Source organism: Myxococcus hansupus (assembly GCF_000280925.3).
Taxonomy (GTDB): domain Bacteria; phylum Myxococcota; class Myxococcia; order Myxococcales; family Myxococcaceae; genus Myxococcus; species Myxococcus hansupus.
In genome coordinates, this window is the sequence record NZ_CP012109.1 from 1 (window position 1) to 17,157 (window position 17,157).

14 protein-coding genes are annotated in these 17,157 nt (G+C 69.8%); 6 read left to right on the plus strand and 8 right to left on the minus strand.

Annotation, left to right across the window (positions count from 1 at the left end; genetic code table 11):
• Positions 1 to 41 precede the first annotated feature (41 nt).
• The 3 genes from A176_RS00005 to A176_RS00015 all read right to left on the minus strand — a co-directional run bounded on the left by A176_RS00005 (position 42) and on the right by A176_RS00015 (position 3,819).
• Positions 42 to 2,594: a M1 family metallopeptidase gene (locus A176_RS00005; RefSeq protein ID WP_261340364.1), complete on the minus strand. Its 2,553-nt coding sequence runs from the start codon at positions 2,592 to 2,594 to the stop codon at positions 42 to 44.
• Positions 2,595 to 2,636: 42 nt separating this feature from the next.
• Positions 2,637 to 3,074 carry a Wss1p-related putative metallopeptidase gene (locus A176_RS00010; protein WP_226994121.1) on the minus strand — a complete coding sequence of 146 codons (438 nt, stop codon included), beginning with the start codon at positions 3,072 to 3,074 and terminating at the stop codon, positions 2,637 to 2,639.
• 157 nt (positions 3,075 to 3,231) lie between these two features.
• Complete coding sequence (locus A176_RS00015) at positions 3,232 to 3,819, minus strand: hypothetical protein (RefSeq protein ID WP_002638021.1); 588 nt, start codon at positions 3,817 to 3,819, stop codon at positions 3,232 to 3,234.
• A 452-nt stretch (positions 3,820 to 4,271) separates the two neighbouring features.
• On the opposite strand from A176_RS00015, the gene A176_RS39020 reads away from it, so the two are divergent.
• The gene (locus A176_RS39020; RefSeq protein ID WP_049872208.1) at positions 4,272 to 4,517 is read left to right on the plus strand and encodes a hypothetical protein; all 246 of its coding nucleotides are present in this window, start codon (positions 4,272 to 4,274) and stop codon (positions 4,515 to 4,517) included.
• 268 nt (positions 4,518 to 4,785) lie between these two features.
• Entirely contained in the window at positions 4,786 to 6,144 is a 1,359-nt protein-coding gene (locus tag A176_RS00025) for a DUF2156 domain-containing protein (protein ID WP_226994117.1), read from the plus strand.
• Here A176_RS00025 and A176_RS00030 read toward each other — a convergent pair.
• On the minus strand, positions 6,141 to 6,389 hold the full coding sequence (locus A176_RS00030) for a hypothetical protein (RefSeq protein WP_002638025.1): 249 nt from the start codon (positions 6,387 to 6,389) through the stop codon (positions 6,141 to 6,143). The two genes, A176_RS00025 and A176_RS00030, sit on opposite strands and share 4 nt — an antisense overlap.
• A 221-nt stretch (positions 6,390 to 6,610) precedes the next feature.
• Between A176_RS00030 and A176_RS00035 the strand changes: the two genes are divergently transcribed.
• The 3 genes from A176_RS00035 to A176_RS39510 are packed head-to-tail and all read left to right on the plus strand — an operon-like array spanning position 6,611 to position 9,890.
• Positions 6,611 to 7,924: a cytochrome-c peroxidase gene (locus A176_RS00035; protein ID WP_021781179.1), complete on the plus strand. Its 1,314-nt coding sequence runs from the start codon at positions 6,611 to 6,613 to the stop codon at positions 7,922 to 7,924.
• Between the two features lie 11 nt (positions 7,925 to 7,935).
• Complete coding sequence (locus A176_RS00040; RefSeq protein WP_002638027.1) at positions 7,936 to 9,054, plus strand: metallophosphoesterase family protein; 1,119 nt, start codon at positions 7,936 to 7,938, stop codon at positions 9,052 to 9,054.
• A gap of 26 nt (positions 9,055 to 9,080) precedes the next feature.
• A complete protein-coding gene (locus A176_RS39510) occupies positions 9,081 to 9,890 on the plus strand; it encodes a c-type cytochrome (RefSeq protein WP_275472529.1) in 810 nt (269 codons plus the stop codon).
• Between the two features lie 6 nt (positions 9,891 to 9,896).
• Here A176_RS39510 and A176_RS00050 read toward each other — a convergent pair whose 3' ends face one another.
• From A176_RS00050 to A176_RS00065, 4 genes are all read right to left on the minus strand, one after another.
• Positions 9,897 to 10,931: an acyltransferase family protein gene (locus A176_RS00050; RefSeq protein ID WP_002638029.1), complete on the minus strand. Its 1,035-nt coding sequence runs from the start codon at positions 10,929 to 10,931 to the stop codon at positions 9,897 to 9,899.
• Positions 10,932 to 10,934: 3 nt separating this feature from the next.
• Entirely contained in the window at positions 10,935 to 12,098 is a 1,164-nt protein-coding gene (locus A176_RS00055) for a bestrophin family protein (RefSeq protein WP_002638030.1), read from the minus strand.
• 152 nt (positions 12,099 to 12,250) lie between these two features.
• On the minus strand, positions 12,251 to 12,982 hold the full coding sequence (locus tag A176_RS00060; RefSeq protein ID WP_002638031.1) for a 2OG-Fe dioxygenase family protein: 732 nt from the start codon (positions 12,980 to 12,982) through the stop codon (positions 12,251 to 12,253).
• 14 nt (positions 12,983 to 12,996) lie between these two features.
• Positions 12,997 to 14,739: a DUF6311 domain-containing protein gene (locus A176_RS00065; RefSeq protein ID WP_226994122.1), complete on the minus strand. Its 1,743-nt coding sequence runs from the start codon at positions 14,737 to 14,739 to the stop codon at positions 12,997 to 12,999.
• 230 nt (positions 14,740 to 14,969) lie between these two features.
• On the opposite strand from A176_RS00065, the gene A176_RS00070 reads away from it, so the two are divergent.
• Positions 14,970 to 17,054 (plus strand): prolyl oligopeptidase family serine peptidase, encoded by a 2,085-nt coding sequence (locus tag A176_RS00070; protein ID WP_002638033.1) that lies wholly within the window; start codon positions 14,970 to 14,972, stop codon positions 17,052 to 17,054.
• Positions 17,055 to 17,157 lie beyond the last annotated feature (103 nt).

A 17,157-nucleotide genomic window follows, 5' to 3' on the forward strand; every position in this document is an offset into this window, starting at 1 on the left:
CTCCCGGACGCCCGAGAGGCTCTCCACAGTCAGGGACGTCTTCACGGCTGACGCTTCAGCCACGCGGAGACCTCGGGGGTGCAGCGCTCACGCAGCGCCACGTCCTGGGACAGCCGCTCCAGCGTCTGGGCCGTGGCCTGCTGGGCCTCGGGGATGGGCTGGCCTTGAGCAGGGCCTGCATCTGCTCCAGGTGCTGGCGCGTGCGCAGCAGGCCCATGGCCTCGACGATGCGGCGCAGCAGCATGGGGGCGCCGCCGGTGCGGGCCACCACGTCCTTCCACTGCGTGCGCATCTGCTCCCACCACGCCTCGCGGCCGGTGCGGTTGCCCAGCAGCCCCGCCACGAAGCTGGGACACGTCCTGCGTCTTCACGGTGTCCGTGTAGAGCAGGCCGCGCGCGCGCTCGGTGAGCGCCGGGTCCTCGAAGGCGGTGAGGGCCAGCAGGTAACGCCGCTGCGTGGCCGGGTCGGGCTCCGACGGGAGCTTCTGGAGGAAGGCGTCGAAGAGCGCCGCGTCGCCCGCGCGCGCCACCATGCCCACCGCGGCGTCCAGCAGGTTGGGCTCCAGCGCGTCGCGCTCGCCCTGGAGCATGCGCGCCACGCGGGGCTTCGCCTCGGCGAGCGCTTCCTTCCCGCGCGCCAGTCCACCCACCGCGCGCACCAGCGCCGCGCGCCGCAGCTTCACCCGGTCCGCTTCGTTCGGCGCCGCCTGCCAGCCCAGCTTCTTCAGGCCGGGGCCCAGCAGCTTCTCGACCCAGGCGCGGAAGCGCACCTGGTCTTCGCCGTCCACCAGCCGGCCTTCGATGTACGCGAGCCGTCCCACCAGCTCGTCCAGGACGGAGTCGTCCTCCTCGTCGCCGAAGCGGCCGGCCAGGTCCAGCATGTCCGCCACCGACACCTCTCCCGCGCGCACCAGCGCCCACTGGTCCGCCAGCAGGGAGATGCGCTCGGAGGGCGCCAGCGCCTTCAGGTTCGTGGCCAGCTTCTCCAGGCCCGGCTTGTCATAGGCCACCCGGTAGAAGCCGGTGGAGGCGGCGTTGGCCGTCAGCCACTTCACCTCGCCCTCGCCCTCCAGCTTCACCGTGGCCTGCGCGTCGCGCAGCAGCACGCGCTGCTCTCGCACGCCGCTGGCGTCCTGGTAGCGAAGTACGACGGGCACCGGCCACTTCTCGCCGCTCGTCACGCCGGGCTCGGAATAGAAGCGGCGCTGCGACAGCGACAGCGAGCGCCCGTCCAGCTTCACGGAGACGAGCGGGAAGCCGCTCTGGCCCACCCACGCGGTGGCCAGCTCCTCCACGGGCTGCTTGGCGGCCTCGCCCAGCGCGTTCCACAAGTCTTCCTTCACCGCGTTGGCGCGTGCGTGCTTGCGCATGTACTGCCGGATGCCCTCGCGGAAGGGGGCCTCGCCGAGGAAGCCCTCAATCATCCGCAGCACCGCGCCGCCCTTCTCGTACGTAATCGCGTCGAAGCTCTCACCGGCCTCGCCCGCGTTGCGCACCTCGCCGTGGATGGGGTGCGTGGACTTGAGCGCGTCCAGGTGCAGCGCGCTGGCGCGGTGCGCGTCGAAGTCCAGCCACATGCGCCACTCCGGGCGCCACTGGTCCACAATCTTGAACGCCATCCATGTGGCGAAGGCCTCGTTCAGCCACAGGTCGTCCCACCACACCATGGTGACCCAGTTGCCGAACCACTGGTGCGCCAGCTCGTGCGTCACCACCTCCGCCACGCGCTTCTTCACCGACAGCGGCGCGGTGGCCGGGTCCAGCAGCAGCGCCACCTCGCGGTAGGTGATGAGGCCGGCGTTCTCCATGGCGCCCGCCTCGAAGTCGGGGATGCCCACCTGGTCCACCTTGGTGAAGGCATACGGCAGCCCGAAGTAGTCCTGGAGCTTGGGGAGCACCGCCAGCGCCACGTCCTGGCCAAAGCGCGTCAGGTGCGCCTTCTCCGGCAGCGCCCACGTGCGCACCGGGACGCCCTGCACGTCCTGCGCGTCGGTGCCCACCAGGGGGCCCACCACCAGGGCGATGAGGTAGCTGCTGAGCACCTCCGTCTCCTGGAACGTCACCGCGCGCAGGTTGCCCTCCTGCGTGTCCTTCACCACCGGGCCGTTGCCCAGCACGGTGAGGCCCTGCGGCACGCGCACGGTGAGGGCCCAGCGCGCCTTGAAGGCGGGCTCGTCGAAGCAGGGGAAGAGGCGGCGCGCGTCGGCGGCCTCGAACTGGGTGGCCGCCACCTTGCCCGCCTGGTACAGGCCGCGCAGGCCCTCCGTGAAGCGGCCCGTCCACGCGATGTCCAACGTCGCGGCGCCGGTGGGCAGCGCCTCGTCGAAGCGGAGCACCACCGTCTCGCTCGCCGCCACGGGCTGGATGGACGCGGGCTTGTGCTGCGTGTTGCCCGCGCGGAACGTCACCTCACCCAGCTCCAGGGCGATGGCGTGCAGGATGATTTCCTTCGACGGCGCCGACAGGTCCAGCTCGAGCGTCTGCTGGCCGGAGAAGGACTTCGCGTCCAGGTCCAGGGTCAGCGTGGCCGCGTAACGGCGGGGACGGATGGAGGTCGAAAGGCGGAAGTTCTTGTCTTCGGTCGGGTGCGCCATAGGGATGCGGAATCTAGCCTCCGCGCCGCCGCCTGCCTGGACTTATGTCAGGGGTGTTTTCAGCCACACCCTTGGCGGCCCGGAAAGCCGTTGTCTGGCGGGGCGGGGCACGAGCTGATGGAAGAGGCTGGATTCCCGCTGGAAGAAGCCTTCCGTGTGGAAGGAAGACGGCAGCTCCAGCAGAAGAAAGTCCAAGTGGTGACACAGCTCATGCAGCAGGGTGCGCAGGTAGGTGCGGAAGGCCACCACGCGCGCGTGCTTCGCCGTCCGCATCCAGAGCTGGATGAGGGGACGTTGGCCTCGCTCCAGGGTGTACATGCCGTGCAGCTCGCCGGTGGAGGAGGACGGGCGGACCTCCAGGACCTCCAGCCGGGTCCTCACCACGCCGAGCCGCTCGCACAACGCGTCGCTCAGGCGGGCGGTGGCCTGCTCCGTGTCCTCCACCCGGCCCGTGGCCAGCGCCTCGCGCAGCGCGGTCACCAGGGCTCCAGCGTCCGGGGCTCGCGCAGGCGGAGCGCGTGGACCGAATCACTCATCCGGTAGACGCGTTGCTGCGCGTGGCTGAGGTTGTCGAAGTAGGCGAAGGTCACGGGCGCGAGTCGGTTCCAGACAGCTTCCCACTCGCGCCCGCGACTGGCTACAGCCCGCCAACCTCCAGCGCGCCCCCCAGCCCGGGGAAGGGCTTGGTGAGCAGGGCCTGGAAGACGATGTCCTCCAGGCGAATTTGCGCCGGAAGCTGCGGCAGCGTGAGGCCGGAGCGGACCACGGTGTTGCTGACGATGACCCAGACACGCCGGCGGCCGATGGCGCTCTTGAGCGCCGGAGCGTCGATGCGCACGGGCGTGCGGGAGTTGGGCTGGAAGTCCCGCTGCGGGAGGATTTCCGCCGCCGTGTCGTAATAGGCCGGCCGGTTGAAATCCGTGTACAGCCGCGGGTTGTCCGGCGTGGCGCTGCCGGTCAGCGACAGGCGCGCGGCCGTGCGCAGGGTGAGCGTGGGGGACGGGTTGACCACGACGAGGCTGGCGGCGACCTCGTTGACGACGATGTCCAGGTTCTGAGTGTTGACGGACTCCTCCGGCAGGTCGAGCGCCACCTCCGCGTAGACGGGCTCCAGCAGCGAGGTGACGGGCACCACCTGGTCGAAGGGCTCCGTCTGGATGGCGATCTCCGCCGAGCACGCGGACAACAGCAGCACGCAGGGGAGCAGCAGCAGGGCGCGCATCATCGGAAGCTCCAGGACAGGTCGACGACGGGAGGACGGGCAGGCTTTCACCGGGAAGCGCCGGGTCGCTCATGTCCACGTAGGTGGCGCCCAGCCCCAGGCCGAAGTGCTCACCGCCGTAGCGGATGCCCGCGGCGGCGCGCAGGGTGGAGCCGCCCTTCACGCGCACGCCCGCTTCACCCACCACGGACCAGTGCCCGGAGAAGTTGAAGGCCACCGCGCCGGTGAAGGAGAGGTAGTCCGACGTGTAGATGCCGTAGCGCGCCTCGCCCTGCACCAGGAGCGGGCCCAGCGCCATGCCGTAGACGGCGTAGAACGACGGGCCGGACAGCTCCGGCTCGAAGCGCTGGAGCGCGGGCGTGTCCGCCTCCGACGTCACGATGCCCGAGTAGACGGAGGCGCCCACGAAGCGCGTGTAGCGCGCGCCCAGCACGAAGCGGTGGGATCCCGAGGCCATGGCCCAGCGCACGCCCAGGTTGGGCGCCAGCAAGGCGTTGGCATACAGGGACGTGTCCACCGCGAAGCCCGCGAACAGCGGGATGGCCGTGCGCTGGAGCCCCAGGACGGGCGCGTCGATGACCTCCGCCGCGTCCGTGGTCAGCAGGCGCGCGGTGTTGGTGCGGACGCCGCCAGCATCATCTTCGGCGGCGGCGAGTGAGGGAGACAGCAGGGCGGCGAGCGCCCAGGCTGCGAAGGGATGAGGTTTCAAGCCACGCGCCCCAGGAAGGAGGAGTGGGCCCCACGTTACGGCGAATCCGCCGCGCGCCGAATGCCTGCTCGCTTCCGCGCCCACGAACTGTCGGGTGGCACGCCCGAGCAGTCACGGGCGACCTCCCCGTGGGCGTGTGGTCTCGCGCGGTCCGTGTGGAAGCGGCGCGCGAGGCAGGACAGGCGGTGTTCTCGTTTGCAGCCCACTGGATGCGGCACATACCTTCCAGGCCCGTGGAAGGACCTCCAGCGCCAGGGGACGTGTCGAACCGGCATCCGCGCGAGCGGGTGTTGGCGCTCTTGCGCTTGTACGGCTGGAACGCCACGTCGTTCCAGGTGCTCCAGCCCATCTACCATTACTGGTTCGACCCGGCGGGGGACGCGTGCGTGGCGTACGTGGACACCGGCGGCGCCTGGGTGGCCGCCGGGGCGCCCATCGCTTCGCAGGAGCGGCTGGCCGCGGTGGCGGAGGGCTTCCATGCGGCGGCGCGGGCGGCGGGCCGGCGCGTGTGCTTCTTCGCCACGGAGGCGCGCTTCCATGAGCACGTGCCCATGGCGTCGCTGTCCATTGGCGAGCAGCCCGTCTGGGACCCGGCGAACTGGGACGCCGTCGTGCGTGGCAGCCGCAGCCTGCGGGAGCAGCTTCGCCGCGCACGGGCTCGCGGCGTGACGGTGCGCGAGGTCCCCGCCGCGGAGCTGGAGAACCCGCGCAACCCCGTGTCCTGGGCGGTGGCGCAGTTGAAGCGGCGCTGGCTGCTTTTCCGGCGCATGGCCCCCATGGGGTTCCTGGTCAAGCTCCACCCCGACGACTTCGCGCGCGAACGCCATGCCTTCCTGGCGGAGGTGGGCGGCAAGGTGGTGGGCTTCCTCTCGGTGGTGCCCGTGTACGCGCGGGATGGCTGGTTCCTCCAGGACCTGCTCCGGACCGCGGACGCGCCCAACGGCACCTCGGAGTCCCTGGTGGACGCGGCCATGCGGGCCGCGGCGGACAGGGGGCGGCGCTACGTGACGCTGGGCCTGGCGCCGCTGTCCGGGCCCGTGCGGCCGTGGCTGCGGCTGGCGCGGACGTGTGGCCGGCCCCTCTTCGACTTCGAGGGCCTGCGCGCCTTCAAGGCGAAGTTCCGCCCTGATGCCTGGGTGCCCCTCCTGCTGTCCTATCCAACGCCGCGAGGCGGACTGCTGGCGGTGTACGACGCGCTGCGCGCCTTCGCGCAAGGCAGCCTGCTGCGCTTCGGCGTCGCCACCTTGCTGCGCAGGCCCAGGCTGTTGGTGCACGCGCTGGCCGTGTTGCTCGTCCCCTGGACGGTGCTGCTCGCGCTGCCCGCCACCGCGCGGTGGTTCCCCTCCGTGCAGGTGCAGTGGGCGTGGGTGCTGTTCGACGTGGGCCTGACGGTGGGGCTGTTCTCCCTGGTGCGCCGCTGGCGGGACTCCCTGGCCACGGCGCTGGGCGTCCTGACGGCGGCGGATGCCTGCCTGACGTTCGCGCAGGCCGTCACCTACAACGTGCCCCTGGCCCAGGGGCTGCTGGATGGCGCCATCATCACCCTGGCCGTGCTCGCGCCCGCGGCGGCGTCCGGGCTGCTCTTCGCTTCCCGGGACTTGAGCCTGCCTGGGCGCTAGATGAACGCGCCGCTGTCGAGCGGCTCGTCCTCGGTGGGGACGGTGGCGCCGTGGCCGGGATGCAGGAACACCTCGCCGTGGTCCACCCGCGCCACCAGGTGGAAGCTCACCATGTAATCGCGGCTGGGCGGCCAGCCCTGCTCCAATTCGAAGTGCGTGTCTCCAATCTCCACCACGGTGCCGAGCCTCCGGCCGTGCTCGTCCCGCACCGCCATTCCCTCGCGCAACTCACCCGGATCCCACATGACGCCCTCCTGGATTGTCTTCCCTTGAGGAAAGATGCACGCGCCGGGGGTGTTCGGCAGCCCACGCAAGGTGTCTGCCATTGCTCCATTGATGGACATTCCCGGGAACGGACCCTGGACCGCGGCTCCGGTACAGTGCTGTTTTCAGGAAAGAACTGACCCCAGCCACGGTGCCGCGACTTCCTCGCGGTGTGCCCGGTGTCTGGTGGGGAGGGGAGACCATGCGCCCGCCGTGTGGCGTTGCACTGTCGCTCGCCGTCCTGCTGTTCGCCCATTCCGGGCAGGCTCAACCCCAGGACAGGGAGGTGGTGTCCTCGCCCGCTGACCTGCCACCCGGCGTGTCCGCGGTGCTGTGGAAGCTGTCCGTCCCGCCCCACCTCGCTCCCACGCCTGAGCGCGTGCTCCTGGGCGAGAAGCTCTTCAACGACCAGCGGCTGTCGGTGGACAACACGGTGTCGTGCTCCACCTGTCACGACCCGCGCCTGGGCTTCGCCGACGCCAAGCCGGTGTCCGAGGGCGTGAAGGGGCAGAAGGTGACGCGCAACAGCCCCACCATCCTCAACGCGCTCTTCAATGCCTCCCAGTTCTGGGACGGCCGCGCCTCCACGCTGGAGGACCAGGCGAAGCTGCCCATCCTCAATCCTCGGGAGATGGGCATGCCCGACGAGGCGGCGGTGGTGGCCAAGGTGAAGACCATTCCGGAGTACGTGCGGGACTTCCAGAAGGTCTTCAACCGCGAGGTGAACTTCGACGACCTGGCGGTGGCCATCGCCGCCTTCGAGCGCACGCTCTATTCGGGCAACGCGCGCTTCGACCGCTTCATCACCGGCGACGCGAAGGCGTTTTCCGCCGCGGAGCGCCGGGGCTGGGCGCTCTTCAACGGCAAGGCCCGCTGCAACACCTGCCACGCGGGCAACGTGGTGTCGCCGCTGTTCAGCGACCAGAAGTTCCACAACATCGGCATCGCGGCGCACAAGACGGACTTCCCGCAGCTCGCCCGCGAGGGATTGAAGGTCGTCCGCACCGGCGACGAGAAGCAGATTGACGAGCTGGCGCTGGAGACGCGCTTCTCCGAGCTGGGCCGCTTCCTGGTGACGAAGCAGGAGAACGACGTGGGCGCCTTCAAGACGCCCACCCTGCGCAACATCGCCATCACCGGTCCGTACATGCACGACGGCTCGCTGGTGACGCTGTGGGACGTCATGGACCACTACAACAAGGGCGGCGTCCCCAACCCGTACCTGGACGGCGGCATGCAGCGGCTGGGGCTGACGGAGACGGAAATCGACGACGTGGTGGCCTTCCTGTTCACCCTCACCGACGAGCAGTTCGTGAAGTTCGCCACCCAGGAGCAGGCCCGGCAGCGCGGGCTGAAGAGCAAACGCCCGGAGCGCGATACCGCGGTGGCCATGGGAAAGAAGGGGAACCTGGGTGACCTGGCCCCCAACCCGGACCTGGCGGTGAAGAACCCGGCGGACATCGGTGTGTACGGCACCGAGGCCCAGGTGAAGCCCGCTTCGACGTCCAAGCCCTAGGAGACGCCGTCATGGGGAACAAGTTCCGCAGCATCGAGACGAAGCACTACGCAGAGCGCGACGCCTTCTTCGATGACTTGAAGAAGCTGGACCGCCGGGCCTTCCTCCGCGTGGCGGGCATCTCCGCCGGCATCGCCGCGGGCATGGGCTTGCGCACGCCGCACAGCTTCCAGTTGGTCAACGTGGCGGAGGCGCAGGGGACGAAGCCGCGCTTCTCCTTCGCGTACATCTCCGACACGCACCTGTACGAGAAGAAGCTCAACGACCGCTTCGTGCGCGCCATCCTCAAGGCCGTGGATGACGTGAATGGCCTGGACCCGCAGCCGGACTTCGTCCTCTTCGGCGGAGACCTGGCGCAGTTGGGCAAGCCGGGCGAGCTGAAGCTGGGCGCGGAGATTCTGAAGAGCGTGAAGGCGCCCATCCGGATGATGACGGGCGAGCACGACTGGTTCCTCGACATGGGCGAGCTGTGGACGGACCTGTTCGGCCCGCCGAACTATTCGTTCGACCACAAGGGCGTCCACTTCGTGGTCCTCAACTCCATCCTGGAGAAGGACTTCTGGACGGAGCGGGGCCTGTCGCCCGAGGAGCGGATGCAGATTGTCGCGGGCCTGGACAACGGCATCCAGTCCCGCTTCGAGGTCGGCGCGCCGCAGCGCGAATGGCTGCGTCAGGACCTGGCGAAGGTGAACAAGGCGACGCCCATCATCGTCTTCAGCCACTCTCCGCTCTACAAGTACTACCGGCCCTGGAACTTCTGGACGGACGACGCGGACGAGGTGCAGGCCCTCTTCAAGCCGTTCCAGACAGTGACGGTCATCCACGGGCACACGCACCAGCTCCTCAGCAACCGCATTGGCAACATGAGCTTCCACGGCATGTTGTCCACCGCGTGGCCCTGGCCCTACGCGCCCGAGGGCCTGCCTCAGTTGACGGTGCAGATGAACCGCTCGGACCCCTTCAGCCAGTTCGACGGCTGCGGTGACGGGCGGATGGACGTGTTGGAGTCGGGGATGGTGGACAAGCTGTACAACCTCTGGGAGCGCAACCCCATCTCCGTGCGCGCGAGCTACCTCGCGTCGGGTGGGAAGCGGGACGTGCCGCCCCGGACCAAGCTGCCGAGCTACTGAGCGCGAGGGACACCATGACCTTCCGGATGAAGCTGCTTGTGGGAACGGGTGCCGTGCTGTCGTTCGCGGGGGGCGTGGCGCTGGCCACCGGCCCCGTGTCGCCGCCCGCGCGGGGCACCCAGGCGCCCGAGGTGAAGAAGCACGAGCTACCGGTGTCGAAGGACGGCAACCTCGTGGTGGGGCTGTGCGACGGCGAGACGTCCATGGAGGTGAAGGGCGTCAAGGCTGGCGAGTCACTGACGCGCGCCCAGGCCCAGCACGTGTCGGGCGCGCTGATGGAGGAGTGGCTGCGCAAGAATCCCAACGCCCACTGGGACGCGGTGCCCCTGGTGGCGCAGGCGCCCGCGCCGGGCTCCACCACGCCGCGCACCCAGCAGCCGCGCACGCCCGCGCCATCCAAGGGCACGGTGCGTGAGGGCGGCGTGACGCCGGAGAGCGGCGGCGCGGAGGTGAAGAAGCAGCAGGCGGTGCCCATCCAGGACGGCCACACCTACGGCGCGTTCTCCGACCGGGACGAGGCCATCTGGGCCGCCTCCACCGAGCAGTTCGTGGATGAGGGCCACCGCGTGTTCCATGACGCGCAGGCCATTGGCGGCACGGTGGGAATCTCCTGTGACATGTGTCACCCGGACGCGTCCAACACCCACCCGGAGACGTATCCGAAGTACCAGGTGCAGCTCGGCCGCGTGGCGCTGCTGCGCGACATGATCAACTGGTGCATCGAGAACCCGGTGCGCGGCAGGCCGCTCGCGGATGGCGACCCGCGCATGCGCGCGATGGAGGCGTACATCTACGCCAAGCGCAAGGGCGTGAAGCTGGAGTACGGGAAGAAGTAGGCCCGCTCAGCGCCCCAGGCCAGGGACGGCGCCACGCGTTCGCTGGAAGAGCCACCGGGGCTCCCACAGGAAACGCGTGGCCTGCACCACCTGCGGGTGGCCCAGCAGCACGGCGAGCAGCGCTCCCGCCACCAGCGCTAGCGCGACGCCCAGCGGCCCTTGGAGGTGCGCGAAGGCGCCCGTGGCCTCGGCGCCTCGTACGAAGAACCCGTGCAGGAGGAAGGCCGCCAGGCTCCTCCCGCCGAAGCGCGTCAGTGCGCCCTCGTTGCGCGGGGCGAGCGTGAACAGCGCCCACGTCAGCGCCAGCGCGCCGCAGAAGAGTGTCAGTCGTGTCGCCATGCCGGCGAGCGCGGGGGTTCCCAGCGCGGCATACCCGCTGCTTCCGTACAGCCATTGCGTGTTGGGGGCCGGCAGCCAGCCCAGGGCGATGGTGCAGACACCCACGCCCAGCCCAGCGGCCACGGCGGAGGCCAGCGCGACGCGCCAGGTCCGCGAAGCCGAGGACGTCAGCAGCCAGGTTCTGGGCATCAGGTGCCCCGCGACGAAGCAGGGCAGGAACACGAAGGTCCGCGACAGGCTGAACGGGTAGCCCACCCAGGCCAGCATCCCCGCGCCGAGCGACAGCGCGACGGCCCAGGTCAGCGGTTGGGGCAGGCGCCGCAGCAGCGGGAGGACCCAGCGCCAGCTCGCGAGACTCACGAGGAACCACAGCAGCCAGTACGGCTGAATCCCCCAGTGCGGACTCCACTCGCGGCCGAGCACCCACACGTCGAAGGCGACGTACAGCACCTGGAAGACGGCCAGCGGCGCGAGGAGCCCCCACCCGATGGCCTCCAGCGCCTTCGCGCCCGTCTCCGCGCGCGACAGGTGGCCGGAGAGGAACGCGAAGGCGGGGATGTGGAACAGGTACAGGCCGGAGTAGAGCGCCCTCGCCAGCGGCTCACGCGTCAGCAGCGGTTCGAGCGCGTGCCCCATCACCACCAGGAGGATGAGGAGGCCACGCACGTTCTCGAACAGCGGGATGCGGCCAGCGGTCGTCACGCCTCAATAGAGAAGCCCATTTTGAGGCTGCACGGGAGCGGGAAGCTTCGTTTCCCCCAGCATCTGGCGCAGGTTGATTTCAATGGTCCTGCACAGGGCCGTCATGGGGGTATCGCTGACGTCGTCCTCGAACGGCGTCTCGATGTCCCGGCCCACCGCATCCAGCCCGATGAAGAGGAACGCGATGACGGCGGTGACGAACGGGGTGAGCCAGCCCAGGTCCGCCACGACGCCCAGGGGCAGGAGCACCAGGTAGGCGCGCGTGATGGCCAGCAGAAGGATGTCGTACTGACGGGGCAGGGGCGTGTTCTTGATGCGCTCGCACGCGCCCAGCAGGTCGGTCAGCTCGGACAGCGTCCGGTCCATCGTCACGTGCAGGAACATCACCTTCTGCGTGTCCGACACCTGCCCGTAGATGCGGCGCAGGCGCGTGCCCATCCAGAGAATCAGCGCGGAGGGGACGTTCTGCTCCTCGCGCAGCGCCTCGATGACCTCGGGCCGGAAGAAGGGGACGATTTCTGGCAGCGGGTCCTGCCGCCGCAAGTGGCAACGCATGGCGTTCACGAAGCCCATCTGCGCGTACACCAGCTCCCGCGCGTCCTCGGTGACGTCTCCGTGCATGTTGGAGATGACGCCGCGGGCCTCGCCCTGGGCCTCGCCCGAGTCACCGAACTCCGCGATTTTGGCCCGGGGGCTTCCCTGCTCCGGGTGAACGCGCGCCTGGCCGAACTGGTCGCGAACCGCGCCGTCGCTCGCCCGGGTCCCCGCCACCGTCAACACGGAGCCGCCACGCTCCACCGCGGTCTTCAGCAACGGTGAGACGGGCGACGGCAACTCCAGCCCCGCCGGCGTGCTGCCCCCGTTGGTCTCCGGGTTGGGCAGCAGCGTCAGCACCTGACGGGCGAAGGTGCGCGACCAGTTCACCACGCCGCCCCAGAGCGTGCGTGCCTCCCACCAACGGTCGTACGCGGAGCCGTTGCGGAAGGCGAGCAGCACGCCCAGCGCCGCCGCCAGAATCGATACCGGCATGGCGGGGACGGCCATCCACGATGCGTCGAACACGCGGTAGCCGATGTTCACCGCCAGCGCGAACAGCACGTGAATCGCAACGGCTTTGCCGGTGTAACGCAGGATGATCTGCCAGGACAGCCTCCGGCCGACAATCATTCGAGGAATGCTCCAAGTTGGGTGAGGGTGCCTTGCGCAATGCGTCTAATGACGCGAACGCGGATCGGCAACGCGCGCCACCCCGTCCGCCGCGCGCGTGTGTCCTGCGGCGCGCGGACGAACCTCGGAGTGTCCGGGAACGAGCAGAGCCGCTACCCGGGTCCCTGGAACCCCCCGGAGCGGAACGTGAGCACGAGCGTGTCGCGGTGGCCCGTCCCCTCCAGGGGCTGGATGGGCGTGCTCTCGTGGATGACGCGGGCGTCATCGAGCAGCAGCGCGGACCAGGGCTCCGTCAGCGTGAAGCGCAGGCCGTTGGGGCCGTCGGCCTCGAAGACGCGCGTCTCGCCGCCCTTGATGTTCTCGCGGCCCACGAGCAGCACCGCGACGAAGTCCACGCCGTCCCGGTGCGCGCCCTCCGGCGTCGGCCGGCCGATGCCGTCCGTGGTGTCGATGCGGAACTGGTGGGCTTCGACGAACCAGGGGCGCTCGCCCTTGAGCTGGGAGCAGGTGGCGGCGATGCCGCGAATCAGCCCCGCCCACACGGGACGAGACACGACGTCCGGTTGCACGGGTTCGAACCAGCGTTCGAGCCCGCCGTGCAGCGCGTTGTATTCCACCGGCTGCCAGTGCGCGCGGTGTGGCACCTGCGTCACCGATGCGCCGTCCACGATGAAGCAGGCGTGCCGCCGCGAGCGGTAGCGGCCGCCGTCCCGGAGGAAGCCGTCCAGGGGCAGGTCGTTCCAGGACGGTGGCAGGGCGTCCAGCGCGGAGGACACGAGCCCGGCGAGCTCGCAGAGGCCGTCGCGTCCGAGCACGGCGTAGCCGCGCTCTCGCAGCGCGGCGGGGACTTCGGTCGCGGGGATGATGGGAGGCTGAAAGCTCATGGCGGTCGTCGGATTCAGAGAGGGGTGTTCGCCGAAGGCGCGGGGGCGGGCGGGGGTGGGGACGCCTGTTTCAAGGACTCGCGGAACGCGCCGTCCCGTGCCGCCACGCACACGGTGTAGCCGTCCAGGGCGCCGCAGGTGACGCGGTCGCCCAGCCGCTCGAAGAGGGGCCGCTTCGCCGCGTCGACCACGTAGACGGTGTCCTCCGCGAGGCGCCCGTGCTCCACGTCGTCCATGAGCGCGGCGCAGACCTCCGCGACGCGGGGCTCGTTGAGCCGGGCGGAGTACCCGCTGTTGGTCGTCAGGCCCCGGCGGTAGGCGAGGTCCCCGAAGCGCACGTAGGTGTGCTCCGGGAAGCCGTTCTCCACGCAGGGCCGCTGCGAGCCGAGAATGACGGGAGGCACCAGCGTCACCTGTCGGTAGGCCGCGTCCACGCGCTCCCATTCCGGGGCCTGGAGCCGTGGCCAGGGAGCGCCCACGAACATCCTCTGGGACCAGGCGTCCGGAGCGTCCACGACCTGGAGCAGGACCGCGCCCAGCAGCAGCGCGGTGGCCACGCCGGGCCGCTGCCGCCAGCGCCAGAGGACCCACGCCACGCCGCCTGTGAGGAGCAGGTAGTAGAGCGGCCAGATGAAGCGCCCCGACGCGCGGAAGGCGCCGAGCATGGGCATGACGGGCTCCATCAGCTTGCGCATGGTCAGCACCGTCCGGCCCGCCACCGTCATCGTCGACGAGAAGCCGAGCACCGTCAGCGCGAGCGCCACCAGCACCAGCGGCAGCAGGGGCTTCACGCGCTCCCAGCTTCGGGGCCTGTCACTGAACACCCATCCGAACAGTCCCGCGACACCGAGCGCGAGCGCGCCCGTGCCCAGATAGCCGAAGCCTTCGTACTGCCCGCTGTTGACGGGCAGCGAGGGCAGCAGCCGGGAGCTGCCCAGCGGGTTGATGAACGTGAGCAGGTCCGCGCTGAAGATGCCGAAGCCAATGGTGCCGGTGCTGACGCCCTGGCCCACGTAGCCGAACGCGAGGAAGGGGACGCTCACCGCCAGGCCCAGCCCCGCGAACACGCCGCCGGCGGCCCTTGAAGACAGGTGTCCTTCCCGCCACGCCTGGACGAGCAGCGCCACGCTGAGCGCGAAGACCATCACCGTCAGGTACGGGTGCGTCCCCGCGGCGAGCACGTTGAGCAGCAGCGCCCAGCGCAGCGAGCGTCTCGCGGCGGCGGCGGCCTCCCGCGGACGCAGGTACAGCCAGAGCATGGCGGTCAGCATCCAGTGCGCGCACAGCGTGTCATGTCCCACGCGGGCGAGGAGCACGGGCGCCGTCACGAAGAACGCCGCGCCCAGCACGCGCTGGAGGGGCTTGCGGGTGAAGAGGCCCATCAGCTTCACGGCCATGGCGCCCTGGAGCGCGAAACACAGCGCGAGCCACGGCCCGATGAACTGGAAGTCCCGAGGCAGCCACCGTGCGAAGGGCTTGAGCAGGAGCGAGAGCCAGGGGTTCGAGTCCGAGAAGCCCACCGTCATGACGTGGGGGGCCATGAGGCTGGGCGTGCGGCCCAGCGGGAAGCTCCAGGGCGCGTCACGGAAGTGCAGCCACCCGAGCACGTGCTGCGCCGGGTCCCCGATGCCCAGCCCATCCAGGTTCGTGGGGTCGAGCGTCGGCGCGCCTCCCGCCACGAGGAACCAGAGCACACCCACCACCGCGCCCACCCAGGGCAACAGCCGCTCCCCCTTGTCGCCGGGTTCTGTGGTCACCACCTGCGTGTACTCCTGGAGTCCTCGCGCGGAGCTCGGCCGCTCCGATGGACGCACGTGGCGGGACCCATACTCCCTCGCGGGCCATCACCGCCAGTCCGATGCGATGCACTCACGGCGAGCGCCGCGGCGCCGACAGGTCGCTCGCCGTGGCGCCGGCGGTATGGTCGGGGGAATGGGAGGGGGCTCGGCCTGTTGGTGGGCCACCTCGGGCTTCAGGAGATGCGGACATGAGAAGGGCGTACGTGGCGTCGTTGCTGACAGGCCTGCTGACCACCTCCGTCGCGAAGGCCGAGGAGGCACAGGACCCCTTCCTGTGGCTCGAAGAGGTGCAAGGCGCCAAGGCGCTCGAGTGGGTCCGCGCCCAGAACGCGAAGACGCTGGCGGTGCTGGAGAAGGACGCGCGCTTCGAGCCCTTCTACACGGAGGCGCTGGAGCTGCTCACCGCCACCGACCGGATTCCCACGCCGCGCTTCCGCGCCGAAGGTGTGGACAACTTCTGGCAGGACCGGACGAACCCGCGCGGCCTCTGGCGGCACGCCACCGTGGAGGGCTACGCCGGCGCGAAGACGTCCTGGCAGACGGTGCTGGACGTGGACGCCCTGGCGAAGGCCGAGAACGCGAACTGGATTTGGAAGGGCAGCAACTGCCTGCCGCCCGCGGACCAGCGGTGCCTCGTGTCGCTGTCGAACGGTGGCAAGGACGCGGTGGAGCTGCGCGAGTTCGACGCCACCGCGAAGCGCTTCGTGGAGGGGGGCTTCCAGGTGCCCGAGGACAAGCTGTCCGCGGCCTGGCTGGACGCGGACACGCTGCTGGTGGGGCGGGACTGGGGCGAAGGCACGCTGACGGAGTCGGGTTACCCCTTCGTCCTCAAGCGCTGGAAGCGCGGTACGCCGCTCGCGGAGGCGCAGGAGCTCTTCCGGGGGGAGCGCACGGACGTGTCCGCGTCGCCCATTCCCCTGCGGGACGCGGAGGGCACGCTCCAGGCCGTGCTCGTCAGCCGAGGACTGACCACCTTCGAATCGGAGTACTACCTGCTGGGAGACGCGGCGCCCGTCCGGCTCCCCTTTCCCCGGAAGGTCTCCATCCAGGCCTTCGTGGAGGGGCAGGTCGTCTTCACCATCGAAGAGGACTGGGGCCGCTTCAAGCAAGGCGCGCTGCTGGCGTACCCGCTGGCCGCGCTGAAGGCGGACCCGGCGAAGGCGACGCCCACGCTCATCTTCCAGCCCGGGCCGCGTCAGGCCATCGAGTCCGTGGGCGCGACGCGCGGCCGGGTGCTGGTGAATCTCTACGAGGACGTGAAGGGCGCGCTCGACGTCTACACGCCGTCCAAGAATCGCTGGAGCCGCAAGCGGCTGGCGCTGTCGAAGGATGCCTCCGTCGCCATCACCGCGACCAGCTCGTCACATGAGCGGTTCTTCGTGAAGTCCCAGGGGTTCCTCGCGCCGACGTCGCTCTGGCTGGCGGACGCGAAGGCGGGCACGGTGAAGAAGGTGAAGTCCCTGCCGGCGCGCTTCGACGCCTCGAAGCTCCGGGTGGACCAGTACTGGACGCAGTCGAAGGACGGCACGCGGATTCCGTACTTCCTGGTGCGGTCGAAGGCGCGGAAGCTCGACGGCACCACGCCGACGTTGGTGTACGGCTACGGCGGCTTCCAGATTTCCAAGCCGCCCGTCTACCTGCCCGAGGAGGGCAAGTTGTGGATGGAGCGCGGCGGCGCGTATGTCGTCGCCAACATTCGCGGCGGCGGAGAGTTCGGTCCGCGCTGGCACCAACTGGCCCTGCGCGAGCACCGCCAGCGCGCGTTCGACGACTACGCGGCGGTGATGCAGGACCTGGTGCGGCGCAAGGTCAGCTCGCCACGCCGCATGGGCATCTACGGTCGCTCCAACGGCGGCGTCCTCACCAGCGTGGCGATGACGCAGCACCCGGACCTCTTCACCGCGGCCGTCATCGAGAGCCCGCTCATCGACATGATGCGCTACCACAAGCTGCCGGCGGGCGCGTCGTGGGTGGGCGAGTACGGCAACCCGGAGGTGCCAGAGGACGCGGCCTTCATCTCCAAGTACTCCGCCTACCAGAACCTGCGCGAGGGCGTGCGCTACCCCACGCCGTACATCACCACGAACACCAAGGATGACCGCGTCCACCCGGGCCACGCGCGCAAGTTCGCGGCGCGGCTGGAGGCCATGGGGCTGCCGTACTTCTATTACGAGAACACCGACGGCGGGCACTCCAACGACTCCGACCCGATGCTCAACGCGCGCCGGTGGGCCCTGCACCATGTCTACTTGTCGCGCTTGTTGATGGACTGAAGTGCCGGGCCCAAAGCAGGGCACGGATGATCGTTAAGTCACGTTAATCCTGATTTGTGGATTTTCCTGGAATAGGGCTGGTAGGGTGCTGATTGCAGCGCTT

What these genes read in the sequence shown, in the direction of transcription:
- A176_RS00005 (WP_261340364.1), bottom strand. Translation starts at nt 2,594, where the DNA reads ATGGCGCACCCGACCGAAGACAAGAACTTCCGCCTTTCGACCTCCATC.
- A176_RS00015 (WP_002638021.1), bottom strand. Translation starts at nt 3,819, where the DNA reads ATGATGCGCGCCCTGCTGCTGCTCCCCTGCGTGCTGCTGTTGTCCGCG.
- A176_RS39020 (WP_049872208.1), top strand. Translation starts at nt 4,272, where the DNA reads ATGGCCCAGCGCACGCCCAGGTTGGGCGCCAGCAAGGCGTTGGCATAC.
- A176_RS00030 (WP_002638025.1), bottom strand. Translation starts at nt 6,389, where the DNA reads ATGTGGGATCCGGGTGAGTTGCGCGAGGGAATGGCGGTGCGGGACGAG.
- A176_RS00035 (WP_021781179.1), top strand. Translation starts at nt 6,611, where the DNA reads ATGCGCCCGCCGTGTGGCGTTGCACTGTCGCTCGCCGTCCTGCTGTTC.
- A176_RS00040 (WP_002638027.1), top strand. Translation starts at nt 7,936, where the DNA reads ATGGGGAACAAGTTCCGCAGCATCGAGACGAAGCACTACGCAGAGCGC.
- A176_RS39510 (WP_275472529.1), top strand. Translation starts at nt 9,081, where the DNA reads ATGAAGCTGCTTGTGGGAACGGGTGCCGTGCTGTCGTTCGCGGGGGGC.
- A176_RS00055 (WP_002638030.1), bottom strand. Translation starts at nt 12,098, where the DNA reads ATGATTGTCGGCCGGAGGCTGTCCTGGCAGATCATCCTGCGTTACACC.
- A176_RS00060 (WP_002638031.1), bottom strand. Translation starts at nt 12,982, where the DNA reads ATGAGCTTTCAGCCTCCCATCATCCCCGCGACCGAAGTCCCCGCCGCG.
- A176_RS00070 (WP_002638033.1), top strand. Translation starts at nt 14,970, where the DNA reads ATGAGAAGGGCGTACGTGGCGTCGTTGCTGACAGGCCTGCTGACCACC.